Raw genomic sequence first — 2,541 nt, forward strand, 5'->3', positions numbered from 1 at the left:
TAGGGAATACAGGGAATGGGCGAAGGAGAATTACGATGGTTTTGTAATGAAACTTCGAGATGAAGATACATTAGAAGAAGAGAATAGTCATCCTAAGAAGCTACCTGACGGAACGGATATTACCGCCAATAATAGTCGAAATGAAACGACGTTTGACTATTTCCTCAAGCATGTGATGAAAGATCCGGATAACGTGGATATCTTGCGAAATCCTGATCTGGAATACCAGGATTGGTTGAATAAGACTTACGGCGAGACCGAAAGTGATCTTATTGAGGCAATAGAGGGTATTGGCCTTGGGATATCTGAAGGAGTTATAAGTTTGGTTGATGGAGTTGTTGAGGCTATAAAGCATCCTATTAATACCGTTGTCTCCGTAGGACTTATGGCTGGAACTTCACCCCAAGCTATGGAATTTCAACGGCAAGTAATAATCAATACATCGGCACAGATTACAAATTCCTATATTCGAGATGTAATCAATGGAGGCACTAAATCCCGATTCAAATTTTTCTCGCGAGGAGCATTTGAAGTTGTATCAGCTATAGGCGGCCCCAAAGGTTTAAAACAAATGGTAGGTGTAATGAAAGTAACTAAAGCAGTTAAAGTAACTGCTGAAGTGGCGGAAGTGGCTAAAGTGGTCGAAGCAGTCGAAACAGTGACTTCGGTAGCTGAAAAGGTGAAGAAGTTTAAATATCCAGCTTCAGTGTCGCGGTTACCAGAATCTTTTGCGAGTAAATTNATTGATGGTCTTGGTGAAGTTAAGGGAGTTAGTGGAACTGAAAGAGGAATTGTTTCAAACGAAGCGGATTTTGACTATTATATGAATTTAGTAGATGGCTTAGATGTGTCAACTGCCAAGAATACGGCAACATTTTATTCAGGTCCTGGTAATCGGCAATTAGCTGAAGAATTTGCCAAATTGAACGAAAAAACGACTTTAGAAATGACTAATGGCGGAAAGTACTTAGATGATTTAAGATTGTTTGAAGAAGGAAGTGTACTAACAAAAGAACAAGCAGCCGATGTTTGGAGAAAATTATCAGAAAAATATGCTCAACAAGCATCAGGTAATGCATATGGATTTGTTAAAGGTTCTTGGGAAGGAAGCATATTTAACACTATTGAATACAAAGCATTAGAGAAAAACAATGAAATTAAAAATGTATTCACAGAATTATTAGAGAGTGGAGGAAAATAAGTGGATAGTATAAAGATCTCCATACCACATTTCTATTGTTTGGAGTATTCTGAAGGTGATAAAACTATGTTTGTAGATATTGATTTTAGGGAGTCTAGAATATTATTTGGTGTAAGCTTAATAAAGGAATGGAATGAACCATATAAAAAAGAAATAATAACACCGGAATACAAAAAAAAAATTGCTGATAATATAATAAGCTATTTATTGAAAAGTTATAAACCAGAAGATATTATGGAAATTTCATGATGTAAACAAGGAGTTATCGCTAAATGATAAAATTACCGGATGGAATGCAAATAGATATGAGATGGAAGACAGTTAGTTTTACTAAAGGTAATAATAAGCTTGTTTTGGATATTGAGCCAATGATGAATTGTGAGGATATAGTATATTTTCCCAGTGAGAATGAATGGAGAAAAATAAAATGTATATTTAGTAATGAAGAACGTCTAGAAATTATTTTTCTCTTGGAGAGAATAAATTGGAAAAGAAATATAAAGATATTTATTTCGGAAATATCACCAAGACTTTTATCTAAAGATGATTTAATTATTACTGAAGGAACATTAGAATCAACCATTGGAGGAAGAGAGATTGAAGAGAAGCAACTTTTTGACCCTGACAGTCCCTTGAATTCCGAGCAAGTTCACGAATTATATTGTAAATTGGAGAAAAAATTTGCGAATCAAGTTAATGGGGAGGTCATAATTTCTAGAAATAAGGTCATACCGGGTAGTGTGTTTGAAGAGGTCTCTATGAAAACTTTGATGTCTAGTAGTAAGGTAGAAGTGAAACTAATGGATTATTAAATGTATTTACATAGAATGGATCGGTACAAAACTCATTAGATGGGGCTACCCAGTGCCGAGTATCCCCATCACTCAACCAATAACACAGTTAACCGATGTGATACCCCGTATAAAGATTTCGTCATTTTGTTTGTACGCACATCAAATACTTTATTTTTATAACATACTAACGTTTTTCCGTTGCATTGAACAGTTTGATTATGGTTAGATACCACCATGATTAAACTGTTTTTTGCTATCTTCGTTTTCTTGCTAGAAGTCTATAATCTGAAAGGTTATTTCTGATGAACAAATAGATGAAATTCTTTAAAGGGTCAAGTTTTTAACATTAGGAATAAACTTTTATAAATTACAAATTTCGACAACAGTAAAATTGAAAAAGTGATATTGTGAGAACAGATTGTTATATTGTGGTACTTTTCACAGAATGAATCCGATGATTCCGTACGTAATGATTATCAAGGTACAGGACATGAATTGAATAGACACGAAAGATGTAATCCATTCCACCTAAGACAAGAGTTTCGA

Annotated in this window: 2 protein-coding genes; both read left to right on the forward strand. The window is 34.4% G+C overall.

Translation table 11 applies throughout. From position 1 onward, the window contains the following. Positions 1–1,201 precede the first annotated feature (1,201 nt). Complete coding sequence (locus EJP82_RS27720) at positions 1,202–1,450, forward strand: hypothetical protein (RefSeq protein WP_127195308.1); 249 nt, start codon at positions 1,202–1,204, stop codon at positions 1,448–1,450. Between the two features lie 23 nt (positions 1,451–1,473). After that, complete coding sequence (locus EJP82_RS27725) at positions 1,474–2,013, forward strand: hypothetical protein (RefSeq protein ID WP_127195309.1); 540 nt, start codon at positions 1,474–1,476, stop codon at positions 2,011–2,013. The last annotated feature ends 528 nt before the right edge of the window (positions 2,014–2,541 follow it).

Origin of the sequence: Paenibacillus anaericanus (assembly GCF_003994475.1) — a bacterium.
Lineage (GTDB): Bacteria > Bacillota > Bacilli > Paenibacillales > Paenibacillaceae > Fontibacillus > Fontibacillus anaericanus.